The sequence below is a fragment of the Desulfurivibrio dismutans genome, from assembly GCF_029210385.1.
GTDB classification, from domain to species: Bacteria; Desulfobacterota; Desulfobulbia; order Desulfobulbales; family Desulfurivibrionaceae; genus Desulfurivibrio; species Desulfurivibrio dismutans.
The window spans coordinates 37,236-50,543 of the sequence record NZ_JARGDQ010000011.1 but is presented as its reverse complement, the minus strand read 5'-3'; the positions used below and the strand labels follow the sequence as shown (position 1 = coordinate 50,543).

Below are 13,308 nucleotides of genomic sequence, written 5' to 3'. Positions count from 1 at the left end.
TAACCATGCGCCAACTTTCCTGGCACCAACTTTTACGCCACTTCCTAATCGCTTTTTATCAAACGGGTCAGTATATCATGAACGCTTGTCACTGTCATCCTCCGACGGCACCGATTCACCCGCGGGTTCTTCACCGGCGGGATCTTTGTCGGCGTTCTCTTCGCTGGCAGGCTTAACTTCCTCGGGCGGCACAGTCTCCGCGACCGCTTCCGGATCCGGCGCGGCCGGTGGCGCTTCGGCGCCGCCGGCGACCGCCTGCTCATCTTCTTCCCGGGGCGCCACCTGGGCCGCCGCCGTTACCAGGGCTTGTGCCTCGGGCTCTTCCAGGCCCAGGGTGGCCACCACTTCGGCCGGGTCCGCCGCCGCCAGCTCGGCGGCCGAGGCGACCCCGCTGTCGTACAGCTTCTCCGCCTGCTTTTCGGTTATCCCTTCGACATCGAGCAGGGACTGGAAGCCATCTTCGATGGAGCGGGAATATTTTGTTTCGCTCTTAACGTCGATCCGCCAGCCCAGCAAGGCCGAGGCCATCCGCACGTTCTGGCCCTGGCGGCCGATGGCCAGCGAGAGCTGGTCGTCGGGCACCACCACCAGCAAGGTGTTGTTTTCCTCATCCACCACCACCATGGAGACCTGAGCCGGGGCCAGGGCATTGGAGACAAAACGGGCCGGGTCCGGGCTCCAGGGCACGATATCGATCTTCTCACCCTGCAACTCCTGCACCACATTTTGGACCCGGGAACCCTTCATCCCCACGCAAGCGCCCACCGGATCGACGTCACTCTCGGTGGAGCTTACGGCGATCTTGGCCCGGGAGCCCGGTTCCCGGGCCACCCCCATGACCTTGACGATGCCTTCGGCGATCTCCGGCACTTCCATGGTGAACAGTTTGGTGAGAAATTCGTTGCAAGTGCGGCTCAAAATCAGCTGCGGCTCTTTGGAGGACTGGCGGACATCCAGCAGGTAGGCGCGGATGCGGTCGCCCTGACGGTAAGACTTGCGGGGCATCTGCTCACGAGAAGGCAAAATAGCGTCGGTCCGACCCAGGTTGACGATCATGTTGCCCCGTTCAAAGCGCTGCACAATGCCGTTGACGATATCCCCCTTGCGCTCTTTGAAGAGATCGAAAACCACATCGCTTTCCGCTTCCTTCATCTTCTGGATAATGACCTGCTTGGCAGACTGGGCGGCGATCCGGCCCAGGTCGGCGGCGGAGTCCATCTTGCTGCCCAGCTCATCGCCCATCTCCACTTCCGAGTCCAGCTCTTTGGCGTCGATGAGCGAGATTTCGGTCTGCTCGTCGGTCACCTCGTCCACCACGGTGCGAAACTGGAAGAGCTCGATCTCGCCGTACTCGTCGTTATAGCGGGCCTCGATCTCGCGGCGATGGCCGTATTTCTTCTTGGCCGCGCTCATCACCGCCTCTTCAATGGCCTCAATAAGCAGATCGCGGTTAATGCCCTTGTCGCGGCTGATCTGATCGATGATTCTCTTAAGTTCGGATATCATTTGCCAACTCCATACTTGATGAATTCGCAAAAAGTCCGTCCATGGACTTTTTGCTCCCCGGAAAGCGAAAACGCCGTTTCAGCTTTCCTTACAAATCAACAGTTTACAAAGCAAGCTATTGACTTGCGCGCCCGTCCATGGGCGCGATGATGACTTTTTGTGAAGTCATCATACTTGGATGTCTAACAATCTTTAAACGTTATACAATTACCATTCAACCAGCAGACGGGCACGGCTGACTTGCGCCAGCGGCACCCGAACCGGACCGGTTTCGGTTTCCACCACAATATCGCCGTTTTCCAACTCGCCGAGGCGACCGATAACCACATTCTGCCCATCAATTTTTTCCCGGCAGACGATTTTGGCCATCTTGCCCCGGCAGCGAAAATAGTCACGTTCGCGCTTCAGGGGGCGATTCAACCCCGGGGAGGAAACCTCCAGGCTGAAGGCCTGCTCAATGGGATCCTCAACCTCCAGTAGATGCGAAACCTCGCGGCTGACCCGGGCGCAGTCGTCGATGCTGACTCCGTCATCGGCATCGATGATCAGACGCAGCACCCAACCCGGCGCCTCGCGGCGGAACTGTAGTTCCGCCAGATCGAGACCATGGTCCAGCACCACCGGCTCCAGCAGCTCATGGAGACGACGGACCAAAGCTGATTCGGATTCTCCCGCCGACATACACCTTAACTCCATTAGCAGTCCGTTGAAAAAGCCATCCCTGGCTTTTTCAACTAACGGTTGGCCAAAGATGGCTTTGGCCAACCTCACGAATTCATTGCCACTTTCAGTGCCAATGAATTCGGCGGCCCATCCATGGGGCCGCTAACAGCCCGTTTTTCAACGGGCTGTTAACCAAAATCAGGTTACCAAAACAAAAAAAGCGGGCTTGCGGCCCACTTTCAAAATTCCACCCGACCCGGGCGGCTCTGAAAAAACAGCAGACGGTGAAACGACAATCTCACACCGCCCGCCGGCGATCAAGAAAGCCCCCTTAATGGGGGACCTGGAGCGGACAACGGGATTCGAACCCGCGACACCAAGCTTGGGAAGCTTGTACTCTACCAGCTGAGCTATGTCCGCCCTCTTCCTGATGGCAACGAATATACAGATTTTTGCGAACTTGTCAAGGGTGGCGGCAACGGGAACGATGGTAATCACGGCCGGGCAAAAAAGGTCCGGGCAAAAAAAATCTGATGCGTTATATTGTCGTGCCAACGAAAATCGGTAAACGTTCAGCAGCACCCCACCTTCAGGTGATCAACCAAGCTTACGTACGCGGGGTACGCGGCGCTTGGCTGCTTACCCGAATCTGGGGCACTGCTGAACGTTTACAGCCCGTTAAATCGACACTCTGTTGGCCCTGGTGAACGGTTAAGAAAATCGGTAAACGTTCCAGCCGGTGATTCTGGCCCGGCGCCATTAACAATAAATTATAAAATTTGCCAAGGAGCCCAGCATGCTTGCCCGCATCGAGGTTGGCCTGAAAACCCGGATTAACGATTCCTTTGGCCAGGCGACCCGCAAACGGATCGCTGCCGACCTGCAACTGGCGGTGGAGGAAGTTCGCACCATCAAGGTTTTCACCGTGGAAGCGGACATCACCCCGGAACAGCTCCAGGCCGCGGCCGCCGGCCCGTACTGCGACCCAGTGACCCAGGACTACGCCCTGGATTCCCTGGCCCGGCGCCAGGAACTGGCCTTTGACTGGTGCATCGAGGTGGGTTACCGCCCCGGCGTTACCGACAACGAAGGCCGTACCGCCAGCCAGGCCCTGGCTCTGCTGCTGGGCCGCCCGTTGAACGACCAGGAGGCGGTTTATACCTCCATGCAGTATCTGCTGCAGGGTGAGCTGACCCGGGGGCAGGTGGAAATTATCGCCGCCAAGCTACTGGCCAATGAACTGATCGAGCGGTTCACCATTCTTGATCACCGGGAGTTTGTCGACCAGGGCGGGGTGCCGGCCCACGCCCCGCGAGTAACCGGCGGCGACCAGTGGCGGGTAGCGGAAATCGACCTCAATGTCAGCGACGAGACCCTGCTGCAAATCAGTCGGGATGGAGTGCTGGCCCTGGGCCTGGAAGAGATGCAGGTAATCCGGGACCACCTTGCCGACCCGCCGGTCATTGAACAGCGGCGCGGGCTGGGGCTGGGGGAAAAGATCACCGACGTGGAGCTGGAGGTGCTGGCCCAGAGTTGGTCGGAACACTGCAAGCACAAGATCTTCAACGCCCAAATCAGCTACGAAGACACCGTCAGCGGTGAAAAAACCGTTTTTCACAGCCTGTTCGACACCTTCATCAGGGCGCCCACCGCCGAAATTCGCCGCCAGATGGGAGATAACGACTGGTGCCTGTCGGTATTCAAGGACAATGCCGGGGTCATTCGCTTTACCCAGGACTGGAACATCGCCTTCAAAGTGGAAACCCACAACAGCCCCTCGGCCCTGGACCCTTACGGCGGCGCACTGACCGGCATCGTCGGGGTCAACCGCGACCCGTTCGGCACCGGCATGGGGGCCAAACTGATCGCCAACACCGATGTTTTCTGCTTTGCCTCACCTTTTTACGAAGACCCGCTGCCGGCCCGACTGCTGCATCCCAAGCGGATCCTTGAAGGGGTGCGCCAGGGAGTGGAGCACGGCGGCAACAAAAGCGGTATTCCAACGGTCAACGGCTCGCTGGTCTTCGATTCCCGCTTCGCTGGCAAGCCCCTGGTTTTCTGCGGCACGGTGGGGATCATGCCGACCCTGGTGGGCGGCCAGCCCTCGGAACACAAAAAGGCCAATCCCGGGGATTTGATTGTCATGACCGGCGGCCGCATCGGCAAGGACGGCATCCACGGGGCCACCTTCTCCTCGGAAGAGCTGCACGAAGGTTCGCCGGCCACGGCGGTACAGATCGGCGACCCCATCACCCAAAAACGGATGTTCGACTGCCTGCTCAAAGCCCGTGATTTGGGGCTTTACAGTTGCATCACCGACAACGGCGCCGGCGGCCTCTCTTCCTCGGTGGGCGAGATGGCCGAAGACACCGGCGGTTTTGAACTGCACCTGGACAAGGCGCCGCTCAAGTACCCGGGCCTGCAGCCCTGGGAGATCATGATTTCCGAGGCCCAGGAACGGATGACTTTAGCGGTGCCGCCGGCCAGAATCCAAGAGTTCCTGGCCCTTTGCCGGCGCATGGAAGTGGAAGCCACGGTGCTGGGCACCTTTACCGATTCCGGCAAGTTCCATGTGCTGTACCAGGAACAGACGGTGGCCTGCCTGGACATGGATTTTGTCCACCACGGTCTGCCCCCCATGCAGCTCACCGCCCGCTGGACCCCGCCGATCCACCCCGAACTGGAGTTGCCGGCGGCGCCCAACCTGGGCGAGGAACTCCACGGCCTGCTGGGCCGGCTCAACGTCTGCAGCAAGGAATACGTGGTGCGGCAGTACGACCACGAGGTCCAGGGCGGCAGTGTGGTCAAGCCGCTGACCGGGGCGGAAAACGACGGCCCGTCCGACGCGGCGGTTATCCGGCCGCAGCTTGATGCCTCCGAGGGTCTGGTAATCGCCCACGGCATCTGCCCCAAGTATTCCGATATCGACACTTATCACATGGCCGCCTGCGCCGTCGATGAAGCCATCCGCAACGCGGTGGCCACCGGGGCGGGGCTTGATCACATGGCCGGGCTGGACAACTTCTGCTGGTGCGATCCGGTGCAGTCCGAAAAAACCCCGGACGGACCCTACAAGCTGGCCCAGCTGGTACGGGCCAACCAGGCCCTGGCCGCCTGCGCCGTGGCTTTCGGAGTCCCATGCATCTCCGGCAAGGACTCGATGAAAAACGATTACATGATGAACAACGTCAAAATCTCGATCCCCCCCACCCTGCTCTTTTCGGTGGTGGCCAAGATCGCCGACGTCAATAAAGCGGTGACCATGGACGCCAAAAAATCCGGCGACCTGGTCTACCTGCTGGGCACAACCTATGATGAACTGGGCGGTTCGGAGTACGCCGCCCGCCTGGGCGGCATCGGCAACAACGTGCCCAAAGTCAACCCCGTAGCCGCCCGCCGGCGTTACGAGGCCCTGCACCAGGCCATGACCCGGGGTCTGGTGGCCTCGGCCCACGATCTCTCCGACGGCGGCCTGGGGGTAGCGGCAGCGGAGTGCGCTTTTGCCGGTAATCTGGGACTGGACATCGACCTGGGGCTGGCTCTTGCTGAAGGGGTGTACCGCGACGACGTACTGCTCTTTGCCGAAAGCGCCAGCCGCCTGCTGGTCACCGTCGCCCCAGCCGACGCCGACGAGTTTGAACAGACCATGGCCGGAGCCGAATGCAGCCGCATTGGGGTGGTGACCTCGGAACCGGTACTGCGGGTCAGCGGCCTCAATGGCGAAACGGTGCTGGTGGAGCGGACGGAAGACCTGAAACGGAGCTGGCAGCACACGCTCGCCTTCTAGTAACCATGCAGTAACACCGTATTTTCGGGCGACCTGCCCGGTTTGCCCGAAAATGCGGCATTCCGTGACTGCTTACGGGACAAACCCGGTGAATTGGTTACGTTACAATTACTGAAGGAATCAGGATTATGAATGGCGAGAAAGGGCTTTTAATTGCCGAAATCAAAGAAGGTCAGGCGGTGGACGGGGTTTTCCTGGTCAAGGAACTGAGCCGGGGCGAGACCCGGGCCGGCAAGCCTTTCCTGCGCCTGAAGCTGCTGGACAAAAGCGGCGAGATCGGCGGCCCGGTGTGGGACGACGCCGAAGCCCTGGCCCCCTATTGCCAACCAGGCAACTATATCCAGGTAAACGGCCATGGTGACAGCTACCAGGGCAGCCCGCAACTGAAAATCAACCGGATCAGCCCGGTGGATCCGGCGACCGTCGACCCGGCGGATTTCATGCCCAGCGGCGATTTTGACCGCCGGGAACTGGAGGAAGAACTCCAGCGGCTGCTGGCCGTGGTGCAAAACCCTCCTTTGCGCCGGTTGCTGGCCGCTTTTTTTGCCGACCGCCCGTTCTATCAGCGCTTCATCACCGCACCGGCCGCCAAAAGCATGCATCACGCCTATCTGGGCGGCCTGCTGGAACACACGGTGGCCGTAACCCGGCTGGCCGAGGCGGTCAGCCGTCTCTATCCCGGCATCGACGCCGACCTGCTGCTGTCCGGGGCACTGCTCCACGACCTGGGCAAAACCGATGAGCTGACCTACCGGGAGTTCCCCTTTGGCTACAGCAACCGGGGACGGCTGGTGGGTCACCTGGTAATCGGGGCCGAACTGATCGGGGAAAAAGCGGCGGCCATCGAAGATTTCCCCCCTGAGCTGCTGGAACGGCTGCAACACCTGGTGCTGAGCCACCACGGCCACCACGAATACGGCTCCCCCACACTGCCCATGATGCAGGAGGCCTTCATCCTGCATTTCCTCGACAACCTGGATGCCAAGGCAAACTACTTTCACCGTTTAAACCGGCAAACCACCGAGCCAGGCTACCAGTGGAGCGACTACCAGCGCAACCTGGAGCGTTTTCTTTATCTGCCCGGCCCGGCCCAGGAGCTTGCACCGGATAATGAACCGCCCGCAATCCCCCGACCGCAACCCAGGAAAAAAGGGGGCGCGCCCAGAGCCACTGCCCCGCCCCAACCGCCGCCACCCGAGCCTAATCCCCCCGCCGACCTCGTTGACCCCCGCCAAAAAACCCTGTTTGGCTAGCAGCACCCATGCTGATCCCCTTCTCCCAAATCATCGCCCAAGACCAGGCCAAAGAGATGCTGCGCCGGGCCCTGACCGGCGACCGGCTGGCCCACGCCTACCTTTTCCGAGGTCCGGAAGGAATAGGCAAAAAAACCGCAGCACGGGCCCTGGCCGCCGCATTAAATTGCGTAACCGTGCAGCAGCAGCGCATCTTCGGGCGATCGGACCGGCTTGCGTACCCGGGGTACGCGGCGCCGGACCGCTTGCCCGAATCTGCACCACTGCTGCACGGTTACGCTTCCGTGCCAACTGAGCGCATCTTCGGGCGATCGGACCGGCTTGCGTACCCGGGGTACGCGGCGCCGGACCGCTTGCCCGAATCTGCACCACCGCTGCATGGTGACGCTGCCGTGCCAACTGGGCGCCCCGACCCCCTGGAGGCCTGCGGGCTTTGTCCTTCCTGCCGTAAGTTTGCCTCCGGCAACCACCCTGATTTTTTGGAGATTATGCCCGAAGGGGCGGGAATCAAGATCGGCCAGGTGCGGGAAATCAAAAAATCCCTGCAGTATCCGCCCATGGAGGCCGGTCGCCGGGTGGTGCTGTTGGGCGAAGTTCATACCATGCGGCGGGAGGCGGCCAACAGCCTGCTCAAAGTGCTGGAGGAACCGCCCGCCGACACCATCCTGATCCTTACCGGCGACGAGGCCGGCGGCATTCTTCCCACCATCCTTTCCCGCTGCCAGGTCATTCCGTTTTTTCCCCTGCCGACGGAGACCCTGGCCTTGGCCCTGTTAAAGTCAGATCCGGAGACCGGCGGGCGCCAGGCGCCCCAAAACCGCCGGCAAGACCCACCATTGCCGGAAGAGTTCCTAACCCTGGCGGCGGTGGCCGAAGGCAGCCTGGGCCGCGCCCGGCAATTGCAGCAAAAGGGGTTTCTGGCCCTGCGCCGGGAGGTACTGGATGCCCTGCTGAACCTGCGGCCCGAAGAGCCGGCGGCCACCGCCGTGGTGTTGTACTGGGCCGAACGCTGCGCCCAACTTAAAGATGAACTGGAAGACTTTATAGACCTGCTGGCCTCCTGCTACCACGACCTGTCACTGCTGGACGGTTATCGCCAGTCGAACCAGCCGGATATCAAGGCGTCGAAGCTTATCAACCGTGATCTTCTGCCTTTGCTGAGCGCGGCGGCGGGCCGGCGGGACACAGCCGCGCTGGGCCGCTGCCGCCAGCATCTGCGCCGGGCTAAAAGCCGGCTGCGGCGCAACTGCAATCGCACCCTGGTCTGCGAAGTGCTTTTCTTTGACCTCCTTTAATGGTATCTTGTCAAACTTGTCGGCGTCGCAAAAGCTGCGCCGCCGACCGGGCACGCTTTGTAACTGCTTGTTTTTGCACTACCGACCAACACGCTTGGCGGTTTTTGCGAGGTTGTCAAACTTATGGAAAACGCCAGCCCTCAACCTTCACCTGCGCCGGCGGCGCCCATGCTGCCACACTGCTGCACTGTCCGCTTTCGCCCCAGCGACCAGCCAGCTACGGCCATCAGCCGGTTTACCGACCTGCGGCGGGACGAAGTGGTTATGCTGCAGACCGATCACGGCCTGGAGCCGGCAGTGATTATCAGCCAGATACCCGCCGAGCGCCCCGATCTTGACCAGCCCGCAGCACCCGGCCCCGAAGAGCCCCAAGGCCATTCCGCCAAAGACGACAAGGGGCAAAAAGCAAACCACGAAGGGAAAAAAGACCGGACCTCGTCCCGGGTTACTCCCACCGTGGTCCGGCGAGCCTCCCCGGAGGAACAGGAAAAATACCGCAGCCTGCTGCAGCGGGAAAAGGAAGATTTTGCCCTGGCCCAAAAACTGATCGGCAAACATGGTCTGCCCATGAAGCTGATCCGGGCCGAACGCTTTTTCAACGGTGGCAAGATCATCTTCTACTTCACCGCCGAGAACCGGGTGGATTTTCGCGAACTGGTCAAAGACATGGTCCAGGAGTTCCGCACCCGGGTTGAAATCCGCCAGGTGGGGGTCCGGCACGAAACCAAAATGATCGGAGGTTTGGGCTGCTGCGGCCGGGAGTTGTGCTGCAGTTCGTTTATCAACCAGTTTGCCCCGGTGTCCATCAAGATGGCCAAGGAACAGGGCCTGCCGCTGAACCCCGCCAAGATTTCCGGAATCTGCAACCGGCTGCTCTGCTGCCTGACCTACGAGTTTGAAACCTACCAGAAAATGCGCCGCCAGATGCCCAAAGCGGGCAAAATCGTCAGCCTGGATGGCCGCCAGTTCAAAGTGCTGAAGCTGAACATCCTGGAAGAAAATGTCGAAGCCTGCGACCTTGAAGAGCCGGAACGAAAGATAATCTGGCAGGCCAGCGAGTGGCGGCGCTGCGAGCCGGTAAAGGGCGGCGGCAAGCCCGGGCCGGAGCAGGCGGCGACCGACAACAAGGCGGGGGAGCGCAAAAAAAGCGAACGCGGCCGGCGACACTCCTCGCCGTCGCGCCCCAATGCCACCCCCAAAAACAGTAAATCCGGAAGCGAGTAATGAGCCTGTATCTGACTACCCCCATTTTTTACGTCAACGCCCAGCCCCACCTTGGCCACGCATACACGGCGGTGGTGGCGGACACCGTCAGCCGCTTCAACCGCCTGGACGGCCGCAAGGTCTTTTTCCAGACCGGCACCGACGAGCACGGCGACAAAATCGCCCAGGCAGCGGCAGCGGCCGGCGCCGAAGTACGTGATTATGTGGACCGGATCAGCGCCATGTTCCGGGACGCCTGGCCGCCGCTGCTGGTGGAGCCGGACAACTTCATCCGCACCACCGACCCGCAGCATATCGCGGCGGTACAGCAGATCCTGCAACAGGTCTACGATCGGGGTGATATCTATTTCAGCGATTACGACGGTCTTTACTGCAAGGGCTGCGAACGGTTCCTGACCGAAAAGGAACTTGTTGACGGCAAGTGCCCCGATCACCTTACCGCCCCGGAGCAAGTGGCCGAACAGAACTATTTTTTTGCCATGGGCCGTTACCAGCAATGGCTCATTGACCACATCAAGGCCAACCCGGAGTTCATCACCCCGGAGCGTTACCGCAACGAGGTGCTCTCCTTTCTGAGTGAACCGCTGGATGATCTCTGCATTTCCCGCCCGGTCAGCCGCCTCTCCTGGGGGATTCCGCTACCCTTTGACCAACGGTTTGTCACCTATGTCTGGTTTGACGCCCTGATCAACTACGTCAGCGGCATCGGCTACCCCGACGGCCCGAATTTCGCCCGCCGCTGGGCCGGCGCCGAACACCTGATCGCCAAAGACATTTTAAAGCCCCATGCCATCTTCTGGCCCACCATGCTCAAGGCCATGGGACTGGAACCCTACCGGCGGCTGCATGTGCACGGCTACTGGAACGTCAACGAAACCAAGATGTCCAAAAGCATCGGCAACGTGGTGCGACCGGAAGAGATGGTGGCCGCGTACGGGGCCGACACCATCCGCTATTTCCTGCTGCGGGAGATGTCTTTCGGCCTGGATTCATCATACTCCGATGAGGCGGTGCTGGCCCGGCGTAACTCCGATCTGGCCAACGACCTGGGCAACCTCTTTGCCCGCAGTCTGACCATGGTCAAAAATTTCGCCGAGGCCCGGGTGCCGGCGCCGGGGCCGCTGAACGACGAGGACCGGGAGTTGCGGGACGCCGCCCTGGCAATGCTGGAAGAATACCGGCGGCACATGCGCGCCTGGTCCTTTCGCCAGGCCCTGGAAGCGGTGTGGGAAGTCATCGGCCGGGCCAACCGTTATATCGTCCACAACGCCCCCTGGGAACTGGCCAAGGATCCGGCCCAGGCCGAGCGGCTGGCCACGGTGCTCAATACCCTGCTGGAAACCCTGCGCCTGATTAATTGCGCCTTGCGCCCGGTGATGCCAGCGGCGGCGGGAAAAATGGCCCTCGCTTTAGGGCTGGAGCCGGAGACCGAATTGGCCACGCAGCAAAAATGGGGGTTGCTGCCGGTGGGCGGCGCTATTAATCTGGGGGAAAACATGTTTCCCCGGATTAAAACAAAGGACAAAAAGTAACGAGATGTCACGGCACATGGATCAAGCCCGGGAAGCAAATGATGCCGGTTTTTTTCTGGAGCAGGTCCGCCGAGAGGCGGCAGCAAGGCCGCTGCAAGTGTTTTCCCTGCCCGGTGGCCTGGTGCTGCTGCAGGAAGGGCTCGGTGAACCGCAGCTTCAGCATTTCCTGGCCTTACTGAGTCGGCAAATCGCCCCCCCGGGGCTGCAGCTTACCCCCGCGGCCACGAGCTGGCAACCGCCCGCCCCGGCCAGGAAAGACTCAACCCAGCCGTCGGCACTGCTTTTACCGGAGCAAAATGACAAAAGAGAAAAGGGCGAACAAGCCGCCGGGGCTGCTTACGCCGCCGACGATGGCACCATGGAACACTGTCAGGTAACGGTGGAAGAGCGTCGCCAACTTTTTTCCTGTTTTCAGGCCGATTGTCATCAGTAACCGTCAAGGAGATTTTTGATGTTTATTATCAGCAACTTCCTCAACGCCCTGGCCGGGGTTATCAACGTCGTGTTCAGCGTTTACATCTGGGTGATCCTTGGCCGGGTGATCATCTCCTGGGTCAATGCCGACCAGTACAACCCCATTGTCCGCTTTCTCTACGAGATCACCGAACCACCCCTGCGCGTCATCCGCCGCTACCTGCCGGTGATGGGCGGATTCGATTTTGCCCCCCTGGTATTGATTTTGGGCATCATCTTCCTGCAAAGCTTCCTGGTTCCGACCCTGCAGCAACTTGCCCGGGCCTTCGGATAGTGACCACCAATTAAATAAGGAGATCGCGCCATGCTTGATCACCAAGACATTCAAAACCAGCAATTTCATGTTCGTTTAAGGGGATTTGACACCGAAGAGGTGGACGACTTCCTGGAGCAGGTGGCGGCCACGGTGCAGAAGCTCAGCGAGGAAAACAAGGAGCTGAAAGAACGGCTGGATACCGCCGAACGGCGGGTGGCAGCCTATAAACGCCAGGAGAAAACCGCCATGAGCGCCATTCTGTCGGCGCAGAACGTGGCCCAGGAGATGAAAGAAAAGGCCCGGGAGGAGTCCCGGGAGGTGCTGACCAAGGCCCGGCAGGAGGCCAAGGAACTGGAGGAAAGCGCCAGCCGGGAAATTTCCGATTTGGAGCGCGAACTGGATCGACTCCGAGGCATTAAAGACCGGGTCCGCGACGAGGTGCGCATGCTGCTGGAGTCCTACCTGGCCAAACTTGACCCCGAGGCGGCCGATCGTCCGGCGCCCGTCCATCGCGAGACCCCGGCCGTTGGCAAGCCGACGACGGCGGCAGAGACCGGAGTGGCAACGGCGGCTACGGGGGCGGGGGCAATGTCCGCGGGGGCGGCCAGCGATCTTTATCAACACATTGAACTGACCGACGACCTGCTGCCCCCACTTAAAGAAGAAAAGAAGCCGGCCCCCGATCCGGACGGAATTGAAGATCTTTCCGCCGAGGACCTGACCGGCGAAGATCTCTCCACCGCCGCCATTTTTGAAACCGGGGCCGGAGAGGAGGTTGGCGCCGACGGCAATACCCTGCCGGATCTCGACGGCGATCTGGTTTTCAGCCTGGAAGACCCGCTGGACGAAGAAGATAACGACGCCAGGGCAGGAGATGACCAGGGCCTGGAGCCGGTGATCAGCATTGACGACGAACCGGAGCCGGAGCGGAAACCCTAGCCATAAAACCTATGGACTGTTTGCGCCGCACCGAAGACGACCGGGCCGTACTTGTCCATATTCGCGCCCAGCCCGGAGCGGCCCGGACCATGTTGCGCGGCGTTTACGGCCAGGCGCTGAAAATCGCGGTAGCTGCCCCACCGGTGGACGGCAAGGCCAACGTCGCTTTAGTGGCCTTTCTGGCCGGGGTTTGCGGACTGCCCAAAAGCGCCGTCCGCCTGGTGAAAGGGGCCGGCAGCCGCGACAAAGTATTTCGCCTGGAAGGTATTGACCGGGCGCAAGCCGCCGGTGCTTTGCACCAAGCCGGCCTTGCTCCGGATCGCCGGTGACCCTTAACCCCACTCCGACCGCCGTGATCAGCCACGACACCACCGCCGCG

General features: G+C 60.9%; 11 protein-coding genes and 1 tRNA gene. 9 read left to right on the top strand and 3 right to left on the bottom strand.

All coding sequences use genetic code 11. The features are described 5' to 3' along the window. Nucleotides 1-75 precede the first annotated feature (75 nt). From nusA to P0N66_RS11775, 3 genes are all read right to left on the bottom strand, one after another. Entirely contained in the window at nt 76-1,506 is a 1,431-nt protein-coding gene (nusA, locus tag P0N66_RS11785; RefSeq protein ID WP_275805648.1) for a transcription termination factor NusA, read from the bottom strand. Nucleotides 1,507-1,713: 207 nt separating this feature from the next. After that, complete coding sequence (gene rimP, locus P0N66_RS11780) at nt 1,714-2,187, bottom strand: ribosome maturation factor RimP (protein WP_275805646.1); 474 nt, start codon at nt 2,185-2,187, stop codon at nt 1,714-1,716. 326 nt (nt 2,188-2,513) lie between these two features. Beyond that, nucleotides 2,514-2,589, bottom strand: a tRNA-Gly gene (locus P0N66_RS11775). A gap of 376 nt (nt 2,590-2,965) precedes the next feature. On the opposite strand from P0N66_RS11775, the gene P0N66_RS11770 reads away from it, so the two are divergent. The 9 genes from P0N66_RS11770 (at nt 2,966) to P0N66_RS11730 (ending at nt 13,258) form a co-directional block, all read left to right on the top strand. Next, nucleotides 2,966-5,956, top strand: coding sequence for a phosphoribosylformylglycinamidine synthase subunit PurS (locus tag P0N66_RS11770; RefSeq protein WP_275805644.1), 2,991 nt, complete (start codon nt 2,966-2,968; stop codon nt 5,954-5,956). Nucleotides 5,957-6,084: 128 nt separating this feature from the next. After that, a complete protein-coding gene (locus tag P0N66_RS11765; RefSeq protein WP_275805642.1) occupies nt 6,085-7,209 on the top strand; it encodes a 3'-5' exoribonuclease YhaM family protein in 1,125 nt (374 codons plus the stop codon). 8 nt (nt 7,210-7,217) lie between these two features. Continuing rightward, nucleotides 7,218-8,504 carry a DNA polymerase III subunit gene (locus tag P0N66_RS11760; protein ID WP_275805640.1) on the top strand — a complete coding sequence of 429 codons (1,287 nt, stop codon included), beginning with the start codon at nt 7,218-7,220 and terminating at the stop codon, nt 8,502-8,504. Nucleotides 8,505-8,627: 123 nt separating this feature from the next. Continuing rightward, nucleotides 8,628-9,728 carry a PSP1 domain-containing protein gene (locus P0N66_RS11755; RefSeq protein ID WP_275805638.1) on the top strand — a complete coding sequence of 367 codons (1,101 nt, stop codon included), beginning with the start codon at nt 8,628-8,630 and terminating at the stop codon, nt 9,726-9,728. Next, nucleotides 9,728-11,260, top strand: coding sequence for a methionine--tRNA ligase (gene metG / locus P0N66_RS11750; protein ID WP_275805636.1), 1,533 nt, complete (start codon nt 9,728-9,730; stop codon nt 11,258-11,260). Before P0N66_RS11755 ends, metG begins: the two co-directional genes overlap by 1 nt. A gap of 16 nt (nt 11,261-11,276) precedes the next feature. Beyond that, a complete protein-coding gene (locus P0N66_RS11745; protein WP_275805634.1) occupies nt 11,277-11,693 on the top strand; it encodes a hypothetical protein in 417 nt (138 codons plus the stop codon). An 18-nt stretch (nt 11,694-11,711) separates the two neighbouring features. Next, complete coding sequence (locus P0N66_RS11740) at nt 11,712-12,008, top strand: YggT family protein (RefSeq protein WP_275805632.1); 297 nt, start codon at nt 11,712-11,714, stop codon at nt 12,006-12,008. Between the two features lie 30 nt (nt 12,009-12,038). Then, nucleotides 12,039-12,929 (top strand): DivIVA domain-containing protein, encoded by an 891-nt coding sequence (locus P0N66_RS11735; protein WP_275805630.1) that lies wholly within the window; start codon nt 12,039-12,041, stop codon nt 12,927-12,929. A gap of 11 nt (nt 12,930-12,940) precedes the next feature. Beyond that, on the top strand, nt 12,941-13,258 hold the full coding sequence (locus tag P0N66_RS11730) for a DUF167 domain-containing protein (RefSeq protein ID WP_275805628.1): 318 nt from the start codon (nt 12,941-12,943) through the stop codon (nt 13,256-13,258). Nucleotides 13,259-13,308 lie beyond the last annotated feature (50 nt).

Coding starts and splice junctions, on each gene's coding strand:
- metG (WP_275805636.1), top strand. CDS start 9,728: ATGAGCCTGTATCTGACTACCCCCATTTTTTACGTCAACGCCCAGCCC.
- P0N66_RS11755 (WP_275805638.1), top strand. CDS start 8,628: ATGGAAAACGCCAGCCCTCAACCTTCACCTGCGCCGGCGGCGCCCATG.
- nusA (WP_275805648.1), bottom strand. CDS start 1,506: ATGATATCCGAACTTAAGAGAATCATCGATCAGATCAGCCGCGACAAG.
- P0N66_RS11745 (WP_275805634.1), top strand. CDS start 11,277: ATGGATCAAGCCCGGGAAGCAAATGATGCCGGTTTTTTTCTGGAGCAG.
- P0N66_RS11765 (WP_275805642.1), top strand. CDS start 6,085: ATGAATGGCGAGAAAGGGCTTTTAATTGCCGAAATCAAAGAAGGTCAG.
- P0N66_RS11735 (WP_275805630.1), top strand. CDS start 12,039: ATGCTTGATCACCAAGACATTCAAAACCAGCAATTTCATGTTCGTTTA.
- P0N66_RS11730 (WP_275805628.1), top strand. CDS start 12,941: ATGGACTGTTTGCGCCGCACCGAAGACGACCGGGCCGTACTTGTCCAT.
- P0N66_RS11740 (WP_275805632.1), top strand. CDS start 11,712: ATGTTTATTATCAGCAACTTCCTCAACGCCCTGGCCGGGGTTATCAAC.
- P0N66_RS11770 (WP_275805644.1), top strand. CDS start 2,966: ATGCTTGCCCGCATCGAGGTTGGCCTGAAAACCCGGATTAACGATTCC.
- P0N66_RS11760 (WP_275805640.1), top strand. CDS start 7,218: ATGCTGATCCCCTTCTCCCAAATCATCGCCCAAGACCAGGCCAAAGAG.
- rimP (WP_275805646.1), bottom strand. CDS start 2,187: ATGTCGGCGGGAGAATCCGAATCAGCTTTGGTCCGTCGTCTCCATGAG.